This is a genomic window from Xanthomonas sp. NCPPB 3442 (assembly GCF_056725145.1).
Window position 1 is genome coordinate 4647245 of record NZ_CM161514.1, and the last position, 23875, is coordinate 4671119.

The following is a 23875-nucleotide window of genomic DNA, read 5'->3' on the forward strand; positions in this document are numbered from 1 at the left end:
GCATGGCAGGCGACAACGGCGCGCTGACCGTGCATTGCGGGATGGATCGCCTGAATTGGACCCGCTGTGCAACCGGTGCGCGCCTGCATCCAATCGCACCCGGCCACTGACATGCCACTGGCGACACCTGGCACGGATACGGTGGCGCAACGTCGCGTGTGGGAAGCGTTGTCGCGGCTGTACCTGGACAGCGACAGTTGCGACGACGACGGCATCGCGCGCGTCCTGGCTGCCTCGCCCTTCACCCTGGACCAGTTGCGCACGATGTTGTTGTACGAAGTGCACCCGGTGCTGATCGGCAATCTGCGCAGCGTGGCCGGCGTCTGGGACGGCTTCGATCCCGACTGGCTGGCTGCGGCGATCCAGGCGCGGCGCGCACGGCGCCGACACTGGCCGGCGCGCTGGCACTGGTGCGGCCATGCGCGCGCGCAATGGGCACTGCTGGCTCCAAAGATCGTCGCACTGCGTGCAGCCGCCACGCATTGACGCCTGGGCGCTGCACCCACCATCGGATCTGCGTGCCTCCAATGACCAGCGCGCATCCCACCATGCGTGCCGGCACGCCACAATCGGCGACAATGCGCGCATGCATATCGATGTCATCGGCCACGGGCCTGCGCTGGTTCTCCTGCACGGTTGGGCACTGCACGGCGGCGTGTTCGCACCGCTGGTGGAGCGCCTGGCGCCGCACTATCAATTGCATCTGGTCGACCTGCCCGGGCACGGCTTCAGTCGCGACGACAGCACGCCGCTGGCATTGCCCTATGTGGTTGCAGAAATTGCGGCCGCCACACCGCCGGCGGTCTGGCTCGGCTGGTCGCTGGGCGGGCTGTTTGCGCTGCATGCGGCCGCCACCCTGCCGCAGGTGCGTGGGTTGGCGATGATTGCCGCCACGCCGCGTTTCGTGCGTGGCAACGATTGGCCGAGTGCCGTCCAGCGCGAGGTGTTCGTGCAATTCGGGATCGAGTTGTCGCGCGACTACCGCGGCACGCTGGAGCGTTTTCTTGCGCTGGACACACTGGGCTCGGCGCATGCACGCAGCGAACTGCGCAGCCTGCGCGAGACGCTCACCGCGCGTGGCGAACCGGCACCGGAGGCGTTGCAGCAAGGGCTCGCCCTGCTCGAACGCACCGATCTGCGCCGCGCCGTGCCGCAACTCGCACGCCCCAGCCTGTGGATCGCCGGGCAACGCGATCGCCTGGTGCCTGCCGCCGGCATGCATGCCGCCGCCGCGCTCAGCCCACACGCGCAGGCGCTCACCATTGCCGGCGGTGGTCACGCGCCGTTTCTGGGTCATGCAGATCAGGTGAGCGAGGCACTGCAACGCTTCGTTGCGTCCGTGCCATGAGCCGATCGTCGATCATGCGACATCGCTGATCGAGGGACATCTCGCATGGATCTGGGAATCGCTGGCCGCTGGGCGTTGGTCTGCGCCGCAAGCAAAGGGCTGGGTTTGGGCTGCGCACGTGCATTGGCCGGCGAAGGCGCCAATGTGGTGATCGCCGCGCGCGGCCGTGAGGCACTGGAGCACGCCGCCGACGCCTTGCGCGCACTGCCCGGCGCTGGCCAGGTGCGCAGCGTGGTTGCCGATATCGCCACGCCGGAAGGACGCAGCGCCGCACTTGCGGCCTGTCCGCAGGTCGACATCCTGATCAACAACGCGGGCGGCCCGCCGCCGGGCGATTTCCGCCAGTGGGAACGCGCCGACTGGTTGCGCGCGCTGGACGCCAACATGCTGGCGCCGATCGAACTGATCCGCGCCACCGTCGATGGCATGCGCGCACGCCGCTTCGGCCGCATCGTCAACATCACCTCCAGCGCGGTGAAGGCGCCGATCGACATCCTCGGCCTGTCCAATGGCGCGCGCGCCGGCCTGACCGGTTTCGTCGCCGGGCTCGCGCGCAGCACCGTGGCCGACAACGTCACCATCAACAACCTGCTGCCTGGGCAGTTCGTCACCGACCGCTTGCGCGGCAACTTCGCCGCCATCGCGCAGCAACAGGGCAGCAGCGCCGACGAGGTCGCCGAACGCAAGCGTGCGGGCATTCCGGCGGCGCGTTTTGGCGAGCCGGACGAGTTCGGCGCGGCCTGCGCCTTTCTGTGCAGCGCGCAGGCCGGCTATATCACCGGACAGAATCTGTTGATCGATGGCGGCAGCTATCCCGGCACGTTCTAGCGCGGCGCCTTGCACGCCCGATCGATTCCCTCCGCCCCTGCCAGGGGCGACAATAGCCTTGCCATGACCAGTACTTTCGATCCCCGCCACGTCCGGCGCGCCTTTGCGCGTGCCGCCAGCACCTATACCGCCGCCGCCGCGCTTCAAAGCGAAGCGGAAGCCCGCCTGCTCGAATCGCTCGACTACCTGGGCGAGCAGGTGCCCAAGGTGGTGCTGGATGTCGGCGCCGGCCCCGGCCATGCCAGCGCTGCAATCAAGAAGCGCTGGCCCAAGGCACAGGTGATCGCGCTGGATCAGGCCATGCCGATGCTTCGCCAGGCGCGCAAGGCCGCAGGCTGGTGGAAGCCGTTCACGCAGGTGTGTGCCGATGCGCGCGCGCTACCGGTTGCCGACGGCAGCGTGGATGTGATCTTCAGCAATCTGTGCCTGCAGTGGGTGGAAGACCTGCCGGCCGTGTTCGCCGGTTTCCGTCGCGCGCTGCGCCCGGGCGGGTTGCTGCTGTGTTCCACCTTCGGCCCGGAAACGCTGATCGAATTGCGCGAGGCCTTTGCGCAGACCGACCCGGCCCCGCACGTCAGCCGCTTTCCGCCGATCGCCCAATTCGGCGATGCCCTGCTGATGTCCGGGTTCCGCGACCCGGTGCTGGACCGCGACCTGTTCACCCTGACCTACAACGACCTGCCCGCACTGATGCGTGAGCTGCGTGCGATGGGGGCAACCAATGCACTCAGCAACCGCCGCGCCACCTTGACCGGACGCGGTCGCTTCGCGGCCGCCAGCGCGGCCTACGAACCGCTGCGGCGACCGGACGGCACCCTGCCCAGCTCCTGGGAAGTGATCTACGCCCATGCCTGGGCACCGGCGCCGGGCGCGCCCATCCGCGAACACGGGCATGAGGTCGCCAGCGTGCCGGTCAACGCCATCCCGATCCGCCGCCGCATCGACTGAGCGGCGGTACAGAACGCCGGTCCGCGCGCATCCACTGCCGGTGAGACACAGCGTATTGCGCCCATGCCACTGCTCCGCGGTCAGGCTCGGCGGTGACACTTGCTAGAATTCTGAAGTGACTGGCCGCACTTCCTTCGTTGCGGCTCACCTTGTTCGATGGTGGCTACCGACACGACGCAGCAGTGCTGCGTGCGTTTCTTGGCAGCCACTCTCACGTTTGCGGCCCCCCGCCCCCAATCGGCCTCCCTCATGTTGAAGTGGCTCCTCATCGCGCTGTTCATCGCATCGGCGCTCTACATCCATTATCGCGGTCGCGTGCGGCACCGGCTCAGCCGGCAGTTGCTGGACCATTCCACCTTCATGGCCCCCATCAACACACTGATGTACCTGTGTTCGCGGGTGCCGACCACCCCGTTCATCGACCCGGGCAAGGAATTTCCCGAGCTGGCGCCGCTGCGCGCGAGCTGGCCGCTGATCCGCGACGAAGCGGTGGCGTTGCAGCAGATGCAGAAGATCCGCGCTGCCGAAGGCTATACCGACATCGGCTTCAATTCGTTCTTCCGGCGTGGCTGGAAGCGCTTCTATCTGAAGTGGTACGGCACCGCGCATCCGTCTGCCGCCGAATTGTGTCCGCAGACCACCGCCTTGCTGAAATCCATTCCCACGGTGAAGGCCGCAATGTTCGCCGAGCTGCCGCCGGGCAGCGAACTTCGCCCGCACCGCGACCCGTTCGCCGGCTCCATGCGCCTGCACCTGGGCCTGGCCACACCGAACGACGACCGTTGCTTCATCGACGTCGACGGCCAGCGCCACAGCTGGCGCGATGGCGAGTGGACCATGTTCGACGAGACCTATATCCATTACGCGCGCAACGACACCGACCAGGACCGCATCATCCTGTTCTGCGATATCGAACGCCCGATGCGTTGGCGCTGGGCGGCGGCGGTGAACCGCTTCGTCGGCCGCAGCCTGCTCTCGGCCGGCGCCTCGCCCAATCAGGAAGGCGACAAGACCGGCGGCATCAATCGCGTGTTCCGCTATTTCTACGCCGCCCGCCTCAAGGCCAAGGCGCTGAAGGAACGCAACAACCCGCTGTACCAGGTGCTCAAGTGGAGCATCTTCATCCTGGTGGTGGTCGGGATCGTGTTGCTGTAATTCCCGCCTACCCGCGTAGAAGCGCACCCGGGCGCGAGCGTCGTCGTCGATAACGCTTCATCGCACCCAGGTGCGCTGTTACGCAGCGCTGGTCGATGCGCTCAGCGCGATACCTGCGCAATCCATTCCTGCAGGTTGTAGTAGTTGGTCACGCGGGTGATCGTGTCGCCGCGCACGTCGAAGAACGCACCGCCCACCAGCACATAGGTCTGCCCGTTGGCCTCCGGCAGGCCTTCGTCGGTGGTGTGATAGACGCCATGCACCACGTACTCGGCACCGACCCGGGTGCCATCGTCGTTGGCGATGACGACCACATCGCGCAATTGCTCGCGGTAGCTGTCGTTCATGCGCTGCAGGAACGCGGCAAATGCGTTGCGGCCGATTTCGCGCGGACCTTGATTGAGGTCGTGGGCGACGTCCTCGGCCAGAAACGCCAACATGCCGTCCCAATCGCCACGGTTGAATGCTGCGTAGTAGGCCTGCACCAGGCCAATGGCGTGTTGCCGATGGGTCTCGCTCATGCTCGAACCTGCCCGCTGGGAAAGCCGCATCATAGGCCTGCGGTCACGGCCCTTGCACCACCAGATCGCGGTGGAAGTAATACACCTCCTGCAACAGGAAGCGCCAGCTGGTGTGGAAGCTGCGAAACCGCGTGCTCGGCGTGGACGAAGCCAGCGCGTCGATACCCAGTTCCTGGCTCAGCCGCAGCGCGCGCGCCATGTGCAGTGGGTCGCTGACGATGATCGCCCGATGCAGGCCGTGCCGCTCCATCAGCGTGCGCGCCTGTTCCAGGTTCTGCCGGGTGGTGCGCGAGGTGGTTTCGATCACGATGGCTTCCGGCGGAATGCCGTGGCGCAGCGCGTAGCGTCGGGCCACCTGCGATTCGGCAAAGCGTGCGCCGTTGCCGAAGCCACCGGTGAACAACAGCCGCGGCGCATAGCCCTGCGCGTACAGGTCCAATGCGTGCCGGATGCGTTCTTCGAACACCGGCGAAGGGCGCGCATCGTAGGCGGCCGCACCCAGCACGATGATCACATCGGCCGGTGCGGCCTGATCGCGGTCGCCGATCCACACGATCCAGCCTGCCACGGCCACCAGCCAGATCAGCGCCAGCATGCACAACCGCCAGCCCCAGCCCCACAGGCCGAGCCCGCGTGAGCGCCTGCTCACGCCGCGGCCCAAGGCAAGGCATCCAGATCGACATTGCCGCCGGACAGGATCAGCCCCACCCGCCGCCCGGCAAACCGTGCCGGCTGGGCCAGGACGGCGGCCAGGGCGATCGCCGAAGACGGCTCGACCACTTGCTTGAGCAACTGCCAGACCAGCCGCATCGCCTGGACGACCGCCGCATCGTCCACCGTGATCACCTGTGCCCCGGCGCGCTGCAGCACTGCGAAGTTGGGCGCGCCCAAGGTGCCGCGCAGGCCATCGCAAATGGTGTCCGGCACGAAATCGACCAGCCGCTGCCCGGCCGCCAGCGAACGCGCGGTGTCGGCTGCGCCGGCCGGCTCGGCCAGTACCAGCTCGCAGTCCGGCGAGGATTGCAGCGCCAGTGCGGCGCCGGCCGCCAGCCCACCACCGCCGACCGGCGCCACCAGCACATCCAGCCCGCCGCTTTGGTGCAGCAGCTCCAGCGTGGCGGTGCCCTGCCCGGCGATCACTGCACGATCGGTATACGGGTGCACCAGCGTGGCGCCGCTGCCGGCCTGCACCTCGGCGCACATCTGTTCCCGCGCCGCGATGGTCGGCGCGCAACGCCACAACGTGGCGCCGTTCCGGGAGATATTGGCCAGCTTGGCCGCCACCGCGCCCTCGGGCACCACCACATGGCAGCCGATGCCGCGCGTGCGTGCGGCAAGCGCCAGCGCCGCGCCGTGGTTGCCGGAGGAATGCGTGACCACACCATGCGCAGCCAGCTCATCCGGCAGCGACCACACGGCATTGCAGGCACCGCGGAACTTGAATGCGCCACTGCGCTGCAAATGCTCGGCCTTGAAGAACAACTGCGCACTGCTGAGCGCGTCCAGACTGTGCGATGTCAGCAACGGTGTCGGCGCGCAGTGCGGCGCAATCCGCGCAGCGGCCTGCAGGACGTCGGAATGGGCAAGGGGGACCGTCTCGATCATGCCTGCAAGATTAACGTATCGCCTCCTCTTCACGGGTCGCACGCAGTGCCGCCGCGCATGCTGGATCGATGACAAAGCGTCGCAATGCCGCACAATTAAGGACCGATTCAATGCATCGGTTCGACAGTGGCATCATGGTTGCAGGAGGGCACCATCCATGAAATTCCGTCTGATCTTCGCCGCCGGGCTCTTGGCCCTGGGCGGCTGCGCAACCTACGACTACACCGGCGGTGGGTCGGGCGGCTATTACCGTGGTGCGCCTGCCGTGCAGTATCGCTATCCGCCCGGCTACTCCCCGTACTTCTACGGCAATCCGTATGGTTTGCCATATGGGTATGGCGCCGGGTCGATCGGCCTGTACGACTACCCTGTGTATCCGGTCTATCGCGGTGGTGGCGGCTACTACTACCGGCAGTACGATCGCCGTCCGCAGTACCGTCCGCCGCGCCCGAACGGCTCGTTCAACAATGGGCAGCGCCCCGGCGGCTCGCGGCCCCAGCAACCCAATCGCCCGCCGGCAACCGGCGCGCCGCCGTCGCGGCCGCCACCGCGTATCGGCGCGCCGCCGCGCGTCATTCGCGAGATCCAGCGGCAAACCGCGCCGCGCAACACACGCGAACAGATTCCGTGAGAGGCTGACTGCGACCTGGCCCACACTTGGCGACATTGGGGGCTTGCGTTCAGCTGACGATTGGCCGCAAGCTAGGTGCTCTGTGTGACCCGCCACGTCATTTTTTGACCGGGCCAGCCCCACTGACGACTTATGTCGATGTCCGACAGGGAAATCTGGATCCCCCCTGTTCCGGCCCTGTCGGATATCGGCGCCTACAACACAGAAAGCCCCGGCATGCCGGGGCTTTCTGTTTTTGTTTCGATGGTTGCCAAGCAGGCTGCAGCGGAACGGGCGCGTGCTCCATTTCGCAGAAACCTTAAAAAATAAGGGTCGGCAGTCCCCCGACTACCGACCCTTACGCTACCCCATCGCACGCGCGGCTGGCCCCTGTTCCAATTCCAGCCTTTGCGCCCATGTCGCAATGCCACGACGGGTGCGGTAGGGATATCCGCACGAAACATGCCAACTTGAGGGTCACTTACGTAAATTGTGATTTTCATCACAATTTATAGCGAACGAGTGACCTCGCCCGCCCTTCAGCCGATACTTTCGCGGCCGTTTTCCTTTTCCCGCTCCTGGTCCACGCCCATGTCCGACTCCTTCTATCGCTACGACGTCATCGTGATCGGTGGCGGTCATGCCGGCACCGAGGCCGCCCTGGCGTCTGCACGCACAGGGGCGCGCACCTTGTTGCTCACCCACAACATCGAGACAGTGGGCGCGATGAGCTGTAACCCGGCCATCGGCGGAATCGGCAAGGGCCACCTGGTCAAGGAGATCGACGCACTCGGCGGGGCGATGGCACGCGCCGCGGATCTGGCCGGCATCCAGTGGCGCACGCTCAACGCCTCCAAGGGGCCGGCAGTGCGTGCCACGCGCTGCCAGGCCGATCGCAACCTGTACCGCACTGCGATCCGCTGCATCGTCGAGGCCCAGCCCAACCTGACCGTCTTCCAGGCGGCAGTGGACGACCTGATCATCCACAACGGCACGTCCGAAGCCGACAGCGTGCGCGGCGTCATCACCCAGACCGGGCTGCGTTTCCAAGCGCCTTCGGTGGTGCTGACCGCCGGTACGTTCCTGGCCGGCAAGATCCATGTCGGCGAAACCCAGTACGCGGCCGGGCGCATGGGCGACCCGCCGGCCACCACGCTGGCCGCGCGCCTGCGCGAGCGCCCGTTCGCGATCGACCGGCTCAAGACCGGCACCCCGCCGCGGATCGACGGGCGCACCCTCGATTACGGCGTGATGGCCGAGCAACCCGGCGACGACCCATTGCCGGTGATGTCGTTCATGGGCCAGGTCAGCGACCATCCGCGCCAGGTCAGCTGCTGGATCACCCAGACCACCGAACAGACCCACGAGATCATTCGCAACGCGCTGCACCGCTCGCCGCTGTATTCGGGGCAGATCGAAGGCATCGGCCCGCGCTACTGCCCGTCGATCGAAGACAAGGTGGTGCGTTTTGCCGAGAAGACCAGCCACCAGATCTTCGTCGAACCCGAAGGGCTGGAGGTGGCCGAGATCTATCCCAACGGTATTTCCACCTCGCTGCCGTTCGATGTGCAGCTGGCGCTGGTGCGCTCGATCCACGGCTTTGCGAACGCGCACATCACCCGCCCCGGCTACGCCATCGAATACGACTTCTTCGACCCGCGCGGGCTCAAGGCCTCGCTGGAGACCAAGGCGGTGGGCGGGCTGTTCTTCGCCGGGCAGATCAACGGCACCACCGGTTACGAAGAGGCCGCCGCCCAGGGTCTGCTGGCCGGACTCAATGCAGCGCGCCACGTGCAGGGGCTGCCGGCGTGGTCGCCGCGCCGCGACGAGGCCTACCTGGGCGTGCTGGTGGACGATCTCATTACCCACGGCACCACCGAGCCGTATCGCATGTTCACCAGCCGCGCCGAATACCGCTTGCAGCTTCGCGAGGACAATGCCGATGCGCGGCTGACCGGCGTCGGGCGTGCGATGGGCCTGGTGGACGACGCGCGCTGGGCGCGCTTTGCGGCCAAGCAGGAGGCCGTGCAACGCGAAACGACGCGGTTGTCGGCGCTTTGGGCGACACCGGGCAATGCGCTGGGCCGCGAGGTGGCCGACGCGCTGGGCGTGACGGTCAGCCGCGAAACCAACGTGCTGGATCTGATCAAGCGCCCGGAGCTCACCTACGCCACCTTGATGCGGGTGCCGACCCTGGGCCCGGGCGTGGATGATGCGCAGGTGGCCGAGCAGGTCGAGATCAGCGTCAAGTACGCCGGTTATCTGGATCGCCAGCGCGACGATATCGCGCGTCAGCAACGTCACGAAACCACGCCGATCCCGGACGGTTTCGATTACGCCAGCGTGCGTGGTCTGTCGATCGAAGTGCAACAGAAACTCGAGCGCGTGCGTCCCCAGCACATCGGCCAGGCACAACGGATTCCCGGCATGACGCCGGCGGCGATCTCGCTGCTGCTGGTGCATCTGGAGCGCGCGCGACGCAGCCAGGTGGCGTGATCGACGCGACGATCGCTGCCCGTCGGCAGCGAACGCCGGGCCATCCATCCCTCTGAAGGCAGCCGTGAGCACGCCAGTCATCGCGAAACGATGGCGTGTGCCGATTAGCGAACATGCGGGCGAGCAAAGGCGACCTGAGCCGACCGAACGGTCGAAGCGGACTCAAGCGTTATTGCTATGATTTGCCAACGACGACACATTTCGACACATGAACGCATCTCGCACGTTACTGCCGGCGATGTTTCGCAGCGCCTGCGCCCTCCTGCTGTTGACCCTGGCATGCAGTTGGCCGGCGCATGCCAGGACCGAAGAAGACGGGCGTTACTGGCTGAGCGTCTACGCGCAAGGCAAGCTGCCGGTCGAAAACCTGTACTGGAGCATGGATGTGCATCCGCGCTGGCGCGAGGAAGGCGAACAGTTCGATCAACTGATCTTGCGCCCTGCCGTGTTCTATCGGCTCAATCCCAAGGCCAGTGTCTGGATGGGTTACGACACCATCATCAGCCATCCGGCCGGGCAGCCATCCAACCGCGAGAATCGCTGGTGGGGACAATTTCAGTATCAATTCGATCCGATCGCCGAGATCACCATTACCAGCCGCACGCGCCTGGAACAGCGTCACCGCGAAGGCTTCAGCGATGAAGGGTATCGCGTGCGGCAGATGATCCGCGCGGTGCGCCCCAGCGGGTTCAGTCCGCAATTGTCGTGGGTGGCGTTCAACGAAGTGTTCGTCAATCTGGATCAGACCCGATGGGGCGCACAACGCGGTCTCGATCAGAACCGGGTGTTTGTCGGCATCAACTGGAAATTCAATGCCATTGCCAACGCCGATGTCGGTTACCTGAATCAGTTCGTCAACACGCGTACGGTGGATCGGGAAAACCACGTCCTGATGACCACGTTCCGCTTCAATTTTTGAGCATCACGTGCGCGTGGGCCAATGCAGGGCGAAGTTGAAAGCGCTGCGTTCAATCGACCCCGGCGCCATGCTGACTGGTTTCGATAGGACCTGCGGGTTGCCGACGAGCCACCGATGACGACCGTGACGGTTCGCGTGGTGCACAGCGCCCTTGGCGCCCACACAGCTGCCGGCGCACGGCTGCACCCAGGTGTTCTTTTTGCGAGGCGAGCCCGCACGCGGTGACACACGCCCCGACGCTGCAGTGACACCGCCACAGGTGCGGCAGCGCGTGCCTCGGCACGGCTGCCGCAGGCTGTCAGGCGGCCCTGCGTTCGATCGCGGGCAGCAGGCGCTGGCGTAGCGTCAACGCCGCCAGGTCCAGCGTTTCACCGGCGGCACGCAAGACGCTGCCCATGTTGATGAAGCCGTGGATCATGCCCGGGAAACTATGCAGGGTGACCTCCACTCCCGCCGCACGCAGGCGCTCGGCATAGGCGCGGCCTTCGTCGTACAGCATGTCGCGGTCGCAGACCACGACCAGCGCAGGCGCAACGCCGGCGACATCCGGCGCCAGCATCGGCGAGACACGCCAGTCGTTGGCCACCGCCATATCCGGCAGCAGATGGCGGTTGAAGAATTCCACCGCTGCCGCAGTCAACGGTGGCAGGCCGGCATTGAGCGAGCGCGATGGATACACGCCGCTGTCCTGGCGCGCGTCGGTCAGCGGATAGACCAGCAGCTGGCAACGCAAAGCGATGCCGGCATCGCGCGCGGCCAATGCGGCAACCGCGGCCATGGCGCCGCCGATACTGTCGCCGCAGACGGCAAGGCGCTGCACATCGGCGCCGACCGTGTCCGGGTGCGCAACCAGCCAATGCAACGTCGCGATGACATCTTCCACGCCGGCCGGCGCCGGATGCTCGGGGGCCAGACGGTAATGGATCGCCAACACCTGACAGCCAGCACGCGCCGCCAGTTGCCGGCACACATCGTCATGCGATTCCAGATCGCCCACCAGACCGCCGCCGCCGTGCACGAACAGGCAGGTCGGGGCCGGGCCGGCCGCGACCCCCGTGGGGCGATACAAGCGCAAAGGCACTGCACCGGTGGCGGCATCGGCCTGCAGATCGCGTACCTCGGCCATCTCGATGCGCGGGAAACCGAACTGCGCGCCCACCGCGCGCATCATCGCGCGCGCGCCTTCGATCGGCAGGGTTTCCATGGGCGGCTGCGCCGCCTCTTGAAGCTGGGCGAACAGACGCACGACATCAGGATCAAACGACATGACGAACTCTCCGATAAGCGATGGTCGAGCTTGCCAGATTGTTATGAACCATCACTATTCAAATCGTTAATCAGTACCGACAAAAAGGCCGGTGGTCCGGGCACGTACGCAAAAAAGCCCAAAATTGCTGAAAAAAGTGGCCGCACACGCGCAGATTGGCCGCTCGGCGATGTCGCAATGACTGCAGCGTGCGCGCTGAATTTGCTGCGCTGCATCGCAACCAATGCGCTGCTGCTGCGGCCTGTTGGCGCTTCCTAGTCGTTGTCTTCGGCAGCCGCTTCGCGGCCTTGCTGGCGAATGAGGTTTTCCTGGCGCGCATCTTCGATCGAGGCACGGACGGCGCGTACATCGGCGCGGCGGGTGTCGAATTTGAACCGCCCGGTGAGCACGCTGTCCGGGCGCAGTTCGCCCTTTTCGAACAGCGCCCACATCTCTTCGCCGTAATGGGTGTCCAGCAGCTCGGGCGCGAAACGGCCCAGGCAGTCGCGCAGGTTGTGCACATCGCGCAGCAGCATGTCGCGCGCGGCATTGTTGCCAGCGGCACTGACCACCTGCGGAAAGTCGATCACCACCGGGCCATCGGGCGAAACCAGCACGTTGTATTCGGACAGATCGCCGTGCACCAGGCCCAGCGACAGCATCTTGGCCACATCGCCGATCAGGCTGGTGTGGAAGGCGCGCGCCTGCTCGGGTTCCAGGTCCACCTCGCCCAGCCGCGGTGCGCTGTGACCGGCGTCATCGGTGACCAGATCCATCAGCAGCACGCCGTGGAAGTAACCGCGCGGTTTGGGCACATGCACCCCGGCATCCACCAGTTGATAGAGCGCGTCGGCTTCGGTGTTCTTCCAGGCGGTTTCAGCTTCCTTGCGGCCGAACTTGGTGGCCTTGCCCATCGCGCGGGCCTGACGGCTGCCACGCACCTTGCGGCCTTCCTGGTACTGCACGCGCGCCTGGAAACTGCGTTGCGCCATGTCCTTGTAGACCTTGGCGCACAGGATCTCGGCGCCTGCGCTCACGACGTAGACGGATGCTTCCTTGCCGCTCTTCAGTGGTCGCAACACTTCGTCGATGACGCCGTCGTCGATCAGCGGCTGCAGGCCGTTGGGGGTTTTCATGGACTAAGCGCACCGATCCGTCACAAACCAGCGGCGATTATGCGGCAAGCAGGGTGAAGCGCTTACATGCCCACGCACAGAGTGTGAGCCGGGGCATGCCATGGCGCGAGCGCTTACCATGCACGGACCTGTCCGCTGCCGCACTCCTATGCCCGAGCCCGCCTCCAGCCGCCGCAAACGTCCCGCCGCCGTGGTTGCGGCCGGCAGCGATCGCGGCCTGCCGCATGAGCTGATGCAGCAGATCGCCGCCGCCCAGGGCGATCCGGACTTCATGACCTCGCTGGGGCGCGGGCTGGTGGTGCTGAGCGTGTTCGCACAGCATGCGCGCGAAGTGACGATGTCGCAGATCAGCCTGGAAACCGGCATCTCGCGCGCAGCCGTCCGGCGCGTGCTGCATACGCTGGCCAAGCTGGGCTATGTGGGCGAGCAAGGACGTGGCTACGTGTTGCTGCCGCGCGTGCTGGGCATCGGCGGCGCGTACGCGGCGTCTTCATCGATGACCGCGGCCGCACAGCCGGTCCTGGACGGGCTGCGCGACCAACTGCTCGAATCGTGTTCGCTGGGCGTGCTGGATGGCGACGATCTGCTGTACGTGGCGCGCTCGGAAACGGTGCGCATCATGTCGATCGGGCTGCGCCCGGGGACGCGGCTGCCGGCCTACTGCACCTCGATGGGGCGGGTGTTGCTGGCCGCCCTGCCCGGCGACACCTTGCAGGCGTATCTGGAACGCACCACCTTGCGTCCGCGGACCGACCGTACGGTGACCCAGGCCTCGGCGCTGCTGGAGGTGCTGGCGCGCACGCGCCGCGAAGGCATGTGCCTGACCGATCAGGAACTGGAAATCGGCCTGCGCTCGATCGCCGTGCCGGTGCGCAACCTGCGCGGCGAGGTGATCGCCGCGCTCAACATTGGCGCCCAGGCCGGGCGGGTGAGCCTGCAGACGATGCAAACGCAGTTGCTGGAACCGCTGAAGCAGGCGGCGCAGCGGCTGGGAACCTTGCTGAGTTAGTGCAGCACCTTGCGTTGGCGCGGGCGTCGCCCGCGATGCATCTGACCTGCCGCTGTGCTGCATAAGCGCTAGTGGCGCAGTGGTGGTGGCTGGCAGAGGTCAAAAGCAATCGTGTCCACGCATTGCGCGCGTGCCCGACGTGCATGCGAGGCGGCACATCGCAAAGCGCCAGGCCAGGCCTGTTCGGATTGATCGCCACTTGCTGTTGCACGCGTCCCGACTCAGAGCGGCAAACAAGACATAGCGAGCAGTCGGCAGATGGGTGCGGATGACGCATAGGAACCGCAATGCACGAGGTTGCAATGACGCACCGGGCACCGGCCACGCCCGCCTGACGGCCGGGCAGTCTTTTGTTGACGGCTCCTAGCGCGGCCGGCGCAGAAAGCTCACCAGCGCGTCCACCCACGCCGCGTGGCTGTCTTCGACCTGGGCCACGTGGTCGGCGTGCGGTAGGGTCACCCAGCTGCGATCTTCGCTGCGCAGGCGTGCGTAGAGATGCGCGTTGTCTGCCTGGGTGGCGATCGGGTCGTCGACGCCGCGCAACAGCAAGACCGGCACCGTCGCGACTTGCTCGGGGTGGAAGGCGAACTGCTCCATGGCGCGCCAGTCGGTGCGCACCGGGTCCGCTGCCAGCGCCTGGGCGACGTAAGCCGCACGCACACCCGGTGGTGCCGCATTGGCGGTGATGAAGTCCTCACCGGCCGCAGCGGCCGTGGTGGGTGCGCCCAAGGGCCGATCTGCCGGAACCGCCGGCGCAGGCGCTGCATCCACGTCATCGGGGAAGCCAAACAACACCAGGGCAGACATCGCCTGCGGTTGCTGCTGCGCGAGCAGCAACGCCACCCGCGCGCCGTTGGAATAGCCCAGCAATGCCGGGGGCGGCAGGCCGGGATGGGTCTGCGCGACCCAGGCCAGCACATTGCGGACATCGGCCACTGCACGGGCGGGCGTATTCCAGCCCGTGCGGTCGCGTGGGCTGCCACCGTAGCCGCGCAGATCCACCGCATACGCGGCAAACCCGGCTTGCGCGAGCGCTGCAAGGACAGAGCGCGCGTCACGCGGCTCGCCAGGCACCTGCAAATCGAAGTTGGGCAATGCGCTCCAGGTGCGGCCGTGCACCAGCACGATCGTGCCACGTGGCTGCGCGGGCACGCGCGACCACACGGCCAGCGTCTGGCCATCGTCGGTACGCACCTGCGCCAACACGGTGCCGGGGCCGGGCTGCGGTTGTGCGTGCAGCGCCGCGGTTGCCAATGACACCACCAGCAGGCAGACCAATCGATGCAGCATGCAATGTCTCCGGTTGCGGTGGGTTGAGCGCGACCAACACGCGTGTGCGCGCAGTCGGCAGGCGATTCTGGACGGCGCGCCAGGCACCGCAGTGTACGAGTGGTCCCCGCCGCACCGGGTACCGACCACGCGCGCCGGGCGCTGAGCGCAGTCGGTTTGCCCGCCGCCCGGAGACCACTCTTACCGCGGTTGCACCGCCGATGCTGCGCCAGCGTCTGCCGCCTGTTCTTCCAGGATCGGCCTGGCCAGCACGAACGCGTGGTTGGCGGCCGGCACGCCGCAGTAGATCGCCGCCTGCAGCAGCACTTCCTTGATCTGCGCAGGCGTGACGCCGTTGTTGCGCGCCGCACGCACGTGCAGCTTGAATTCTTCGTCGTGGCCTAGCGCGATCATCATCGACAGGGTGATCAGCGAACGGGTGTGGGCCGGCAGGCCGTCGCGGGTCCAGATGCTGCCCCAGGCGTAGCGGGTGATCAGGTCCTGAAATTCTTCGGTGAATTCGCTACGCCCGGCCAGCGCACGGTCGACGTGCGCATCGCCAAGGACGCGTCGGCGTTCGCGCATGCCGGCTTGATAACGTTCGTCTTCGTGCATGGGGTGTCCTTGCAAGGTGGGAAAGCTCACTGGCCCTGAAGAAAGCCGAGTACCGCCTGGTTGAACGCGGCCGGCGATTCCAGGTTGCAGATGTGGCGGCCAGGCACCTGGGCGTAATGCCCGTCCGGCGCGGCATAGGCGATCTCGCGCAGGTCAGGCGGCGGGCACACCGGGTCGTCGTCGCCGGCCAGCGCCAGCAGCGGCAGGCTCAGCCCGTCCAATGCGCCGCGGAAGTCCGCATCGGCCACCGCCTGGCAGCAGGCGATGTAGCCGGCAGGCGAAGTGGACACGAAGGCAGCAGCGATCATGTCCAGGCGCTGCGCATGGCTGATGGCAAATTCGGGGGTAAACCAGCGCTGCAGCGTGGCATCGATCAGCGTCGGAAGGCCTTCGCTGCGCACCTGTTCGATGCGGGTTTCCCAGGTGGCCGCACTGCCGATCTTCTGCGCGGTGGCGCACACCACCAGCCGGCGCAAGCGCTGCGGTGCATGCAGGCCCAGCCACTGGCCGGTGAGCCCGCCGATCGACAGGCCGCAGAAATCGCTTTGCGCGATCTCCAGGGCGTCCCACAGTGCCAGCACGTCCTGACCCAGGTCGGCGACGCTGTACGGGCCGGGCGGCGTCTCCGAATACCCATGGCCGCGGCGGTCGTAGCGCAGGATGCGGTAGTGCGGAGCGAAGGCTTCGAGCTGCACGTCCCACATGTGCAGATCGGTGCCCAGCGAATTGCAGAAAGTCAGCCAGGGGCGTCCTTCGGTGCCGTCCAGGCGGTAGTGCAGGCGATGCGTGGGCAACTGGAGATAAGCCATCGAGGCACCGTCAACAGGAAGAAGATCCAGCCAGCACGCGGTCGATCCACACCGAGGACATGCCGCGCCAACTTGCGCTATCGAACACTGCCTGCAGTTGCGCGTGCGTGAGCACCGCGCTCACCTGCGCGTGCTCGCCAAGCACCTCGCGCAAATGCCGTTGCTGCGCCTGCGCGCGCAGCGCGGCCTGTTCCACCAGGGCGTGCGCCTGCGGCTTGCCCAGGTGTGGCGCAAGCGCGAACACGGCCGCCTCGGCGTAGAGCAGCCCGCCGTGGCTGTCCAGATGCGCCTGCATGCGTGGGCGATCCAGTTCCAGACCCGACAGGCACAGCTGCATCTGCGCCAGGCTGCCGGCGGTGAGGCAGACGATCTGCGGCAAGGTGTCCCACTCGGCATGCCATTGCCCGGCTGCGCGCTCGTGCGGCTGCGCCATGGCGCTGAACAAGGTGGCGACCAGGCCCGGTACGCGGGTGGCCGCAGCCACGGCTGCCACGCTGGAGACCGGATTGCGCTTGTGCGGCATCGCCGAGGAGCCACCTCTGCCGGCGGCGGCCGGCTCGAACGCTTCGCCCACCTCCGTTTGCATCAGCAACACCACATCTCCGCCGATCTTGCCCAGCGTGCCGGCCAGCAGACCGAAGGCGCAGCCGACCTCGACGATGCGGTCGCGCGCGGTATGCCAGGGCAGCGCGGGCAGCGGCAACGCCAGGGCGCTCGCCAGCGCCTGCGCCACTTCCAGGCCACGGCCCTGCAACGAGGCCAGGGTGCCGGCCGCGCCGCCGAACTGCAGCACCAAGGCATCGTGCCGCAAGGCGTGCAGGCGCCGCTGCGCACGCTGCAGGGCGTCCAGCCAACCGGCGACCTTTAGCCCGAAGGTGACCGGCACGGCCTGCTGCAGCAGGGTGCGACCGGGCAGGCCGGTGTTGCGCTCGCGTTCGGCCAGCACCGCCAGATCGGCGCACAGGGCGTGCAGACGCGGCAGCAGCAGATCCAGTGCGGCGCGCAACTGCAGCACCATGCCGGTATCGATGACGTCCTGGCTGGTGGCACCCCAGTGCACCCAGCGCGCGGCGGCGTTGTCGTGCGCGGCCACCTGCGCGGTCAGCGCCTTGACCAGCGGAATGGCGGGATTGCCGGCCAGCGCCGTGGCCTGCGCCAACGCGGCCAGATCGTAGTGCTGCACATCGCAGGCAGCGGCAATGGCCTGCGCGGCCTCGGCGGGAATCACCCCGCACTGCGCCTGGGCGCGCGCCAGCGCCGATTCGAACTGCAGCATCGCCTGCACGCGCGCGGCATCGTCGAACAAGGCCTCGCACGCAGGCTCGCCGAACAAGGATCCCAACAACGAAGATGTCGCACTCATGCATTGCATCTCTAGGCGAGCCGGCAGCATCGCACCGATGTACCAAGGTGCCAACTAGACCAAAGGGCAATGCATCGGGCGCGCCTGGCACTGCCGGGATGATGTGGATGAGGCCATGCGTGCTTGCGCTGCGTGCACGCGAGTGCACGTGTGCGCCTGCCTGCCACGATGCGCGCTGCCCCGGATGCATGTGCGTGAGGCGTCACGGCGCACTGCTTGTTGCCGGAGATACCCTGGCGATGTTTCGGCAGCAGGCGCTCGTGCAGCTGCGCCTGTGGCCCTGTGGACGTGGCCGCGTGCCGGCAGGATGCAGCGCTGTCCCTTTACGCATACGGCGTTTCAACATCGGCATGCGGATCAATAGCGGAAGAACACCGTTTCCGCGTCGCCCTGCATGTGGATGTCCCACGTGTACGCACCGCCTGGATGCGGCTGGGCCAGCAAGGTGGCGCGCCGCTCGGCCGGCACCAGCGCCAGGATCGGGTCGCTGCCCAGCTGTGGGTCGTCGGCGAAATACAGCCGCGTCGACACCCCGCGCAAGAGGCCGCGCATGAAGACCAGCACCGTCAGATGCGCCGCCTGCTGCTTGCCGTCCGGGCCCGCCACCCTGCCCGGCTTGATGGTGCTGAAGGTAAAACGCCCGTTGGCATCGGTGGGCACGCGGCCCCAGCCGTCGAAGCTGGGGTCGTGGGCCTCGCAGCGACCGTCGGCCACATGCGCATAGATGCCCGCAGCATCGGCTTGCCACACTTCCAGCACCGCATCGGCCACTGGCGCGCCGGCGCCATCGAAGATGCAACCGCTGATCTGCACATGCGTGCCCGCGGCCTGCGCAGGTGCGATCTGTTGGCGATACAGCGGCTCCAATCCCAGCCGGTAATACGGGCCGACGGTCTGCGACGGCGTTGCATGCAGGCTCATCGTGTCACTCCCAGACCGTTTGCTTGCGACCGCGCAAGACGATGTCGAAGCGGTAGGCCAACGCGTACTCGCTGACGGCGTTTTCCCAGTCGAAACTGGACACCATGCGTTCGCGCGCCAGCGCATCGTCGACACAGTTGAAGATGGGGTCGTGCGCCAGCAGCGGGTCGCCGGGGAAATACATCTGGGTGACCAGCCGCTGCCCGATGCCATCGCCGTGCAACGAAAAATGGATGTGCGCAGGCCGCCAGGCGTTGTAGTGATTGCGCCACGGATACGCGCCCGGCTTGATGGTCTTGAAACTGTAGCGGCCGTGTTCATCGGTCAGCACCTGGCCGGTGCCGCGGAAGTTGGGGTCCAGCGGTGCATCGTGCCGATCGCCAGCGTGCTGGTAGCGACCAGCCGCGTTGCATTGCCACACTTCCACCACGCTGTTACGGACCGGCCTGCCGTTTTCGTCGAGCACGCGGCCGGAGACGATGATGCGCTCGCCCAGCGGCGCGCCACTGAACCCTGCAGTGAGATCGGCCGCGTGCGCGCCCAGCGTGAGCCGATCCAGGCGCGGGCCGGTGACTTCCGACAGCGTGACCGGCAGGTCGATCGGATCACGCGTAGGCCCTCGCAATGTGGTGGAAGCGTATGCCGGATGCAGGTAGGCCGGCTGCGTACCGGGCCGGCTGCGGCGGTAGCCGAGCAGCGGGTCGGCGATGGCAGGTTGGTCAGCGGTGGGATCGCGCATCTTGAATCTCCGTCGGCAACAAGACGACCAGAACGACATGGGTGCAAGGGAAGGACGAGGGAGGTTGCAACAGCCGGTTCACAGGCGCTCGATCGCCAACGCCACGCCCTGCCCCACTCCGATGCACATGCTGGCCAGCCCGAGTCGCCCGTTGCCCGCCTCCAGCTGCCGCAGCAAGGTCAGCGCCAGCCGCGCGCCGCTCATGCCGAGCGGATGCCCGAGCGCAATGGCGCCACCGTTGGCATTGACGTGTGCGGCATCGTCGGCCAGGCCCAATGCGCGCGTGCAGGCCAGCGCCTGCGCAGCGAAGGCTTCATTGAGTTCGATCGCATCGAACTGCGCGATGCGCAGGTGCAAGCGCGCCAGCAGGCGCTGCGTGGCCGGCACCGGGCCGATGCCCATGTATGCCGGCTCCACACCTGCCGATGCAAACCCCAGCACCCGCGCGCGCGGCGTCAACCGATGCGCCTGTACCGCCTGCGCCGAGGCCAGCAGCAAGGCAGCGGCGCCATCGTTGAGACCGGAGGCATTGCCGGCTGTCACGGTGCCGGGCTGGCGAAACACCGGTTTGAGCTTGGCCAGCATCTCGGCCGTGGTGGTGGGCCGCGGCGCTTCATCGTGTTCGACCGTGGAGGCATCGCCGCCCTTGCGTGCTGCCACGGCCACCGGGGTGATTTCCGCATCGAAGAAACCGGCTGCCAGCGCCGCCGCCACGCGTTGCTGGCTGCGCAGTGCGAACGCATCCTGGTCTTCGCGCGCGATGGCGTACCGCTGCGCCACGTTTTCCGCCGTTTCACCCATCAGTTCGGTGCCATAGACCGCCTGCAGGCGCGGATTGATGAAGCGCCAGCCCATGGTGGTGTCTTCCAGCTGCTGGGTGCGGGCGAAGGCGCTGTCGGCCTTGCCCATCACCCACGGCGCGCGCGACATCGATTCGACGCCGCCGGCAATGGCAAGATCCAGTTCGCCGGCACGGATGCCGCGCGCTACCGTGCCGATCGCGTCCAGGCCCGAGCCGCACAGGCGATTGAGCGTGCTGCCCGGCACCGAAGACGGCAGGCCGGCCAGCAACAGACTCATACGCGCGACATTGCGATTGTCTTCGCCGGCCTGGTTGGCGCAGCCCAGGTACACATCGTCGATTGCGGCCGGCTCCAGCTGCGACTGCCGCGCCAGCAATGCGGCGATGGGCACTGCGCCCAGATCGTCGGCGCGCACGCTGGACAAGGCGCCACCGTAACGGCCGATCGGCGTGCGGATGCCATCGATCAGGTACACCTCACTCATGCCTGGGCTCCCATTGCCTGCACACCATGCGCTGCATCGGTGCGTGCCTGCAGCGCGCGCAAGGCATCCAGCTCGGCGGTACTGGGCGGCGTGGTTTGTGCAAGGTCGGCGGCGAACCGGATCGGCCACCCGGTCGCCGCGCTGACCTGCTCGCGCGTGGCGCCGGGATGCAGCGAGGTCACGGTGAGTTCGCGGGTCACGGGGTCGGGTTCCATCACGCACAGGTCGGTGACGACCACGGTCGGGCCGGCGCCGGGGAGGCCGGCGCGCGCGCGCGCATCGCCACCGTCCAGATGCCCGACCGTGGTGATGAAGTCCAACCGCGACACGAAGCTGCGTTCGGATTGGCGCATGATGATGAACACCTGCTTGGCGCTGGCGGCAATTTCCGGCGCGCCACCGGCGCCGGGCAGGCGCGTTTTCGGCGCAGCGTAGGAGCCAATCACGGTGGTGTTGAGGTTGGCGTACCGATCGATCTGCGCCGCCCCCAGAAAGCCCACATCCACGCGCCCGCCCTGCAGCCAGTAGCGGAAGATCTCCGGCGTGGAGACCACGGTGTCGGCGGTTTCGGCCAGCTCGCCGTCGCCGATCGAGAGTGGCAACACCTGCGGGCGCGCACCGATCGGGCCGGATTCGTAAATCAAGGTGACGTCCGGTGCATGCGTCAGCCGAGCCAGGTTGGCGGCAGTGGACGGCAAGCCGATACCGACAAAACACACTGCGCCATCGGGCAGGCGGCGCGCGGCAGCCACCGTCATCATCTCGTTGGTGCTGTAGGCGCTCATGCGGCCACCTGCTGCTGGGACTGTGCATACACGCGCTGAAAACCGGCGAAATCGTCGGTGTCGAGAATATGCGTCTGGATCCAGGCATGGAACTTCGCACGGTCGCGCGCGATCGTATCCCAGGCCAGATAGAACCGATTGTCGCGCGCGTAGTAGCCATGCGCATACGAGGGCGCCGCGCCACCAGGGACAACGCAGACCGCATCGACAACCCAACGCGGCAGGATGCAGGCATTGGGCGGCGCGTCCAGGCTGTCGACGATCTCTTCCACCGTCACGATCACCTTGCGCGCTGCCAGCACCGCTTCCTTCTGCACGCCCAGAATGCCCCAGAGCAACACGTTGCCGCGGCGGTCGGCCCGCTGGGCGTGGATCACCGTGACATCGGGGTTGACGGCCGGCGAGGTGGCCAGCGTTTGGCCGGTATACGGGCACTGCAGGAACTTGATGCTGTCGTTGACGCGCGGCAGATCCGAACCGACATACCCGCGCAGCACTGCAAACGGCAGCCCCGACGCACCGGCCACATAGGCATTGGCCATATCGGCGTGGCTGTGTTCGCGAATCTGCAGCGGCTGCGGCCAGGCGTGTTCCACTGCATCGCGCAGCCGGTGCAACGAGCCGACGCCGGGATTGCCGCCCCAGGAAAACCGCAGCGCTGCCGCGCAACCGGCGCCGATCAGCTGGTCGTAGATCAGGTCGGGGGTCATGCGCACCAGCCGCAGCGCGCGCTTGTGCTGGCGGATCACCTCGTGCCCGGCCGCATGCGGAATCAGATGGGTGAAGCCTTCCATCGCCACGCAATCGCCATCGGCGATCAGCTGCGACACCGCTTCCGCGAGAGCGACGATTTCGGCCATTGCGTTCCCTTCCAGCACAGCGAGCGTGGGCTCACGGTAGGCGCAGCCGGCAGGGCGGTCAATCCGATAATCGGTGATTCAAATCGATATTCGCACAATTTCGGCAACCCCGTGACGCGCCCACATTGTCTCCGGTGTATACATAACTTCGCTCACAAGCAGACGCCAGCGTTGCGATGCGCGCCAACTAGCTGCAGGCCGGCGCACGCCGCGTCGCATCCAGGTTGCCTACACACCCAGGAGTCACGGTCATGTCCCAGTCCAAGCCGCTGTTTCCCCTCAATGCGTGGTACGCCGTTGCCTGGGACCATGAGATCAAGCACGTGCTCAGCCCGCGCAAGCTCTGCAACCTGGATGTGGTGGTCTACCGCACCACCGCCGGTACGGTCGTCGCGCTCGAAGACGCGTGCTGGCATCGGCTGGTGCCCTTGTCGATGGGCAAGCTGCGCGGCGACGACGTGGTCTGCGGCTATCACGGGCTGGTCTACAACACGCAGGGGCGCTGCGTGCACATGCCCTCGCAGGACACCATCAATCCCTCGGCCTGCGTGCGCAGCTTTCCGGTGGCCGAAAAACACCGCTACGTATGGATCTGGCCGGGCGACCCGGCCAAGGCCGATACGCGCCTGATTCCCGACCTGCACTGGTCGCATGATCCGGCCTGGGCCGGCGATGGCCGCACCATCCATGCCAAGTGCGACTATCGGCTGGTGCTGGACAACCTGATGGACCTGACCCACGAGACCTTCGTGCACGGCTCCAGCATCGGCCAGGACGAAGTGGCCGAAGCGCCGTTCGATGTGGTGCATGGCGATCGCAGCGTTGTCGTGTCGCGCTGGATGCGCAATATCGACCCGCCACCGTTCTGGGCCAGCCAGATCGCCCGCCATCTGGACTATCGCGGCAAGGTCGATCGCTGGCAGATCATCCGTTTCGAGGCGCCCTCCACCATTGCCATCGATGTGGGCGTGGCCATTGCCGGCACCGGTGCGCCAGAGGGCGATCGCAGCCAGGGCGTCAACGGCTATGTGCTCAACACCATCACGCCCGAAACCGACACCACCTGTCATTACTTCTGGGCATTCATGCGCAACTACGCGCTGCACGACCAGTCGCTGACCACGCTCACCCGCGACGGCGTGACAGGCGTGTTCGGCGAAGACGAAGCAGTGCTGGAAGCGCAGCAACGCGCCATCGATGCGCATCCGGATCACACCTTCTACAACCTCAACGTCGATGCCGGCGGGATGTGGGCGCGACGCGTGATCGACCGCCTGATCGCGCAGGAACAACGCGCGCAGGATCTGTCGCTGCGCATGGTGGGCTGAGCACTTCGCATGCGGCCAGCCATGTCATCGCTCACAGCGCCGCATTGCGGCGCCATCACAGCCGGCGCCGGCCGGCAG

At 66.8% G+C, this 23875-nt stretch carries 25 protein-coding genes and 1 other RNA gene; 11 read left to right on the plus strand and 15 right to left on the minus strand.

The genetic code is table 11. From position 1 onward, the window contains the following. Positions 1-111: 111 nt before the first annotated feature. From AC1POX_RS20130 to lpxO, 5 genes are all read left to right on the plus strand, one after another. Positions 112-486: a DUF7079 family protein gene (locus tag AC1POX_RS20130; RefSeq protein ID WP_008578119.1), complete on the plus strand. Its 375-nt coding sequence runs from the start codon at positions 112-114 to the stop codon at positions 484-486. 100 nt (positions 487-586) lie between these two features. Further along, the gene (gene bioH, locus AC1POX_RS20135; protein WP_014089124.1) at positions 587-1348 is read left to right on the plus strand and encodes a pimeloyl-ACP methyl ester esterase BioH; all 762 of its coding nucleotides are present in this window, start codon (positions 587-589) and stop codon (positions 1346-1348) included. Between the two features lie 45 nt (positions 1349-1393). Further along, complete coding sequence (locus AC1POX_RS20140) at positions 1394-2176, plus strand: SDR family oxidoreductase (RefSeq protein ID WP_005912735.1); 783 nt, start codon at positions 1394-1396, stop codon at positions 2174-2176. A gap of 63 nt (positions 2177-2239) precedes the next feature. Further along, positions 2240-3124, plus strand: coding sequence for a malonyl-ACP O-methyltransferase BioC (bioC, locus tag AC1POX_RS20145; RefSeq protein WP_372356531.1), 885 nt, complete (start codon positions 2240-2242; stop codon positions 3122-3124). Positions 3125-3373: 249 nt separating this feature from the next. Then, a complete protein-coding gene (gene lpxO / locus AC1POX_RS20150) occupies positions 3374-4279 on the plus strand; it encodes a lipid A hydroxylase LpxO (protein WP_008578114.1) in 906 nt (301 codons plus the stop codon). Between the two features lie 101 nt (positions 4280-4380). On the opposite strand, the gene AC1POX_RS20155 is transcribed toward lpxO, so the two are convergent. From AC1POX_RS20155 to AC1POX_RS20165, 3 genes are read right to left on the minus strand one after another with little or no spacing between them, the layout of a single operon-like run. Beyond that, positions 4381-4800: a ketosteroid isomerase-related protein gene (locus AC1POX_RS20155; protein WP_005912741.1), complete on the minus strand. Its 420-nt coding sequence runs from the start codon at positions 4798-4800 to the stop codon at positions 4381-4383. A 43-nt stretch (positions 4801-4843) separates the two neighbouring features. Beyond that, entirely contained in the window at positions 4844-5461 is a 618-nt protein-coding gene (locus AC1POX_RS20160) for a YdcF family protein (RefSeq protein WP_005912742.1), read from the minus strand. Continuing rightward, positions 5446-6405, minus strand: a complete 960-nt coding sequence (locus AC1POX_RS20165) for a pyridoxal-phosphate dependent enzyme (protein WP_008578111.1) — start codon at positions 6403-6405, stop codon at positions 5446-5448. Before AC1POX_RS20165 ends, AC1POX_RS20160 begins: the two co-directional genes overlap by 16 nt. A 157-nt stretch (positions 6406-6562) precedes the next feature. On the opposite strand from AC1POX_RS20165, the gene AC1POX_RS20170 reads away from it, so the two are divergent. The 4 genes from AC1POX_RS20170 to AC1POX_RS20185 all read left to right on the plus strand — a co-directional run bounded on the left by AC1POX_RS20170 (position 6563) and on the right by AC1POX_RS20185 (position 10430). Continuing rightward, positions 6563-7036: a hypothetical protein gene (locus AC1POX_RS20170; protein ID WP_005912746.1), complete on the plus strand. Its 474-nt coding sequence runs from the start codon at positions 6563-6565 to the stop codon at positions 7034-7036. Positions 7037-7168: 132 nt separating this feature from the next. Next, a complete protein-coding gene (locus AC1POX_RS20175; RefSeq protein WP_011346080.1) occupies positions 7169-7345 on the plus strand; it encodes a hypothetical protein in 177 nt (58 codons plus the stop codon). A gap of 261 nt (positions 7346-7606) precedes the next feature. After that, positions 7607-9511, plus strand: coding sequence for a tRNA uridine-5-carboxymethylaminomethyl(34) synthesis enzyme MnmG (mnmG, locus tag AC1POX_RS20180; RefSeq protein ID WP_372356532.1), 1905 nt, complete (start codon positions 7607-7609; stop codon positions 9509-9511). A gap of 238 nt (positions 9512-9749) precedes the next feature. Next, on the plus strand, positions 9750-10430 hold the full coding sequence (locus tag AC1POX_RS20185) for a DUF2490 domain-containing protein (RefSeq protein WP_031420787.1): 681 nt from the start codon (positions 9750-9752) through the stop codon (positions 10428-10430). Positions 10431-10728: 298 nt separating this feature from the next. Here the strand turns inward: AC1POX_RS20185 and AC1POX_RS20190 are convergent, their stop codons facing one another. Then, positions 10729-11697 (minus strand): alpha/beta hydrolase, encoded by a 969-nt coding sequence (locus AC1POX_RS20190; protein ID WP_029818396.1) that lies wholly within the window; start codon positions 11695-11697, stop codon positions 10729-10731. A 254-nt stretch (positions 11698-11951) separates the two neighbouring features. Next, the gene (locus AC1POX_RS20195; protein WP_372356533.1) at positions 11952-12812 is read right to left on the minus strand and encodes a PA4780 family RIO1-like protein kinase; all 861 of its coding nucleotides are present in this window, start codon (positions 12810-12812) and stop codon (positions 11952-11954) included. A gap of 148 nt (positions 12813-12960) precedes the next feature. On the opposite strand from AC1POX_RS20195, the gene AC1POX_RS20200 reads away from it, so the two are divergent. Beyond that, positions 12961-13821: an IclR family transcriptional regulator domain-containing protein gene (locus tag AC1POX_RS20200; RefSeq protein ID WP_372356534.1), complete on the plus strand. Its 861-nt coding sequence runs from the start codon at positions 12961-12963 to the stop codon at positions 13819-13821. A 228-nt stretch (positions 13822-14049) separates the two neighbouring features. Here the strand turns inward: AC1POX_RS20200 and AC1POX_RS20205 are convergent. The 10 genes from AC1POX_RS20205 to AC1POX_RS20250 all read right to left on the minus strand — a co-directional run bounded on the left by AC1POX_RS20205 (position 14050) and on the right by AC1POX_RS20250 (position 22469). After that, positions 14050-14124, minus strand: a non-coding RNA gene (locus AC1POX_RS20205) — sX9 sRNA. Between the two features lie 60 nt (positions 14125-14184). Beyond that, complete coding sequence (locus AC1POX_RS20210; protein WP_372356535.1) at positions 14185-15111, minus strand: alpha/beta hydrolase; 927 nt, start codon at positions 15109-15111, stop codon at positions 14185-14187. 180 nt (positions 15112-15291) lie between these two features. Continuing rightward, a complete protein-coding gene (pcaC, locus tag AC1POX_RS20215; protein ID WP_372356536.1) occupies positions 15292-15705 on the minus strand; it encodes a 4-carboxymuconolactone decarboxylase in 414 nt (137 codons plus the stop codon). 26 nt (positions 15706-15731) lie between these two features. Next, positions 15732-16514 carry a 3-oxoadipate enol-lactonase gene (gene pcaD / locus AC1POX_RS20220; RefSeq protein ID WP_029818393.1) on the minus strand — a complete coding sequence of 261 codons (783 nt, stop codon included), beginning with the start codon at positions 16512-16514 and terminating at the stop codon, positions 15732-15734. A gap of 10 nt (positions 16515-16524) precedes the next feature. Beyond that, positions 16525-17877 carry a 3-carboxy-cis,cis-muconate cycloisomerase gene (locus AC1POX_RS20225; RefSeq protein ID WP_127172315.1) on the minus strand — a complete coding sequence of 451 codons (1353 nt, stop codon included), beginning with the start codon at positions 17875-17877 and terminating at the stop codon, positions 16525-16527. Between the two features lie 357 nt (positions 17878-18234). Next, a complete protein-coding gene (pcaG, locus tag AC1POX_RS20230) occupies positions 18235-18798 on the minus strand; it encodes a protocatechuate 3,4-dioxygenase subunit alpha (protein ID WP_014089111.1) in 564 nt (187 codons plus the stop codon). Positions 18799-18802: 4 nt separating this feature from the next. Next, on the minus strand, positions 18803-19537 hold the full coding sequence (gene pcaH / locus AC1POX_RS20235) for a protocatechuate 3,4-dioxygenase subunit beta (RefSeq protein WP_008577958.1): 735 nt from the start codon (positions 19535-19537) through the stop codon (positions 18803-18805). Between the two features lie 78 nt (positions 19538-19615). Beyond that, positions 19616-20824 carry a 3-oxoadipyl-CoA thiolase gene (gene pcaF / locus AC1POX_RS20240; RefSeq protein WP_071118618.1) on the minus strand — a complete coding sequence of 403 codons (1209 nt, stop codon included), beginning with the start codon at positions 20822-20824 and terminating at the stop codon, positions 19616-19618. Next, positions 20821-21609, minus strand: coding sequence for a CoA-transferase subunit beta (locus AC1POX_RS20245; RefSeq protein WP_008577960.1), 789 nt, complete (start codon positions 21607-21609; stop codon positions 20821-20823). Before AC1POX_RS20245 ends, pcaF begins: the two co-directional genes overlap by 4 nt. Then, positions 21606-22469 carry a CoA transferase subunit A gene (locus AC1POX_RS20250; RefSeq protein ID WP_372356537.1) on the minus strand — a complete coding sequence of 288 codons (864 nt, stop codon included), beginning with the start codon at positions 22467-22469 and terminating at the stop codon, positions 21606-21608. Before AC1POX_RS20250 ends, AC1POX_RS20245 begins: the two co-directional genes overlap by 4 nt. Positions 22470-22720: 251 nt before the next feature. Between AC1POX_RS20250 and AC1POX_RS20255 the strand changes: the two genes are divergently transcribed. Next, positions 22721-23797, plus strand: a complete 1077-nt coding sequence (locus AC1POX_RS20255; protein ID WP_218490877.1) for an aromatic ring-hydroxylating dioxygenase subunit alpha — start codon at positions 22721-22723, stop codon at positions 23795-23797. Positions 23798-23875 lie beyond the last annotated feature (78 nt).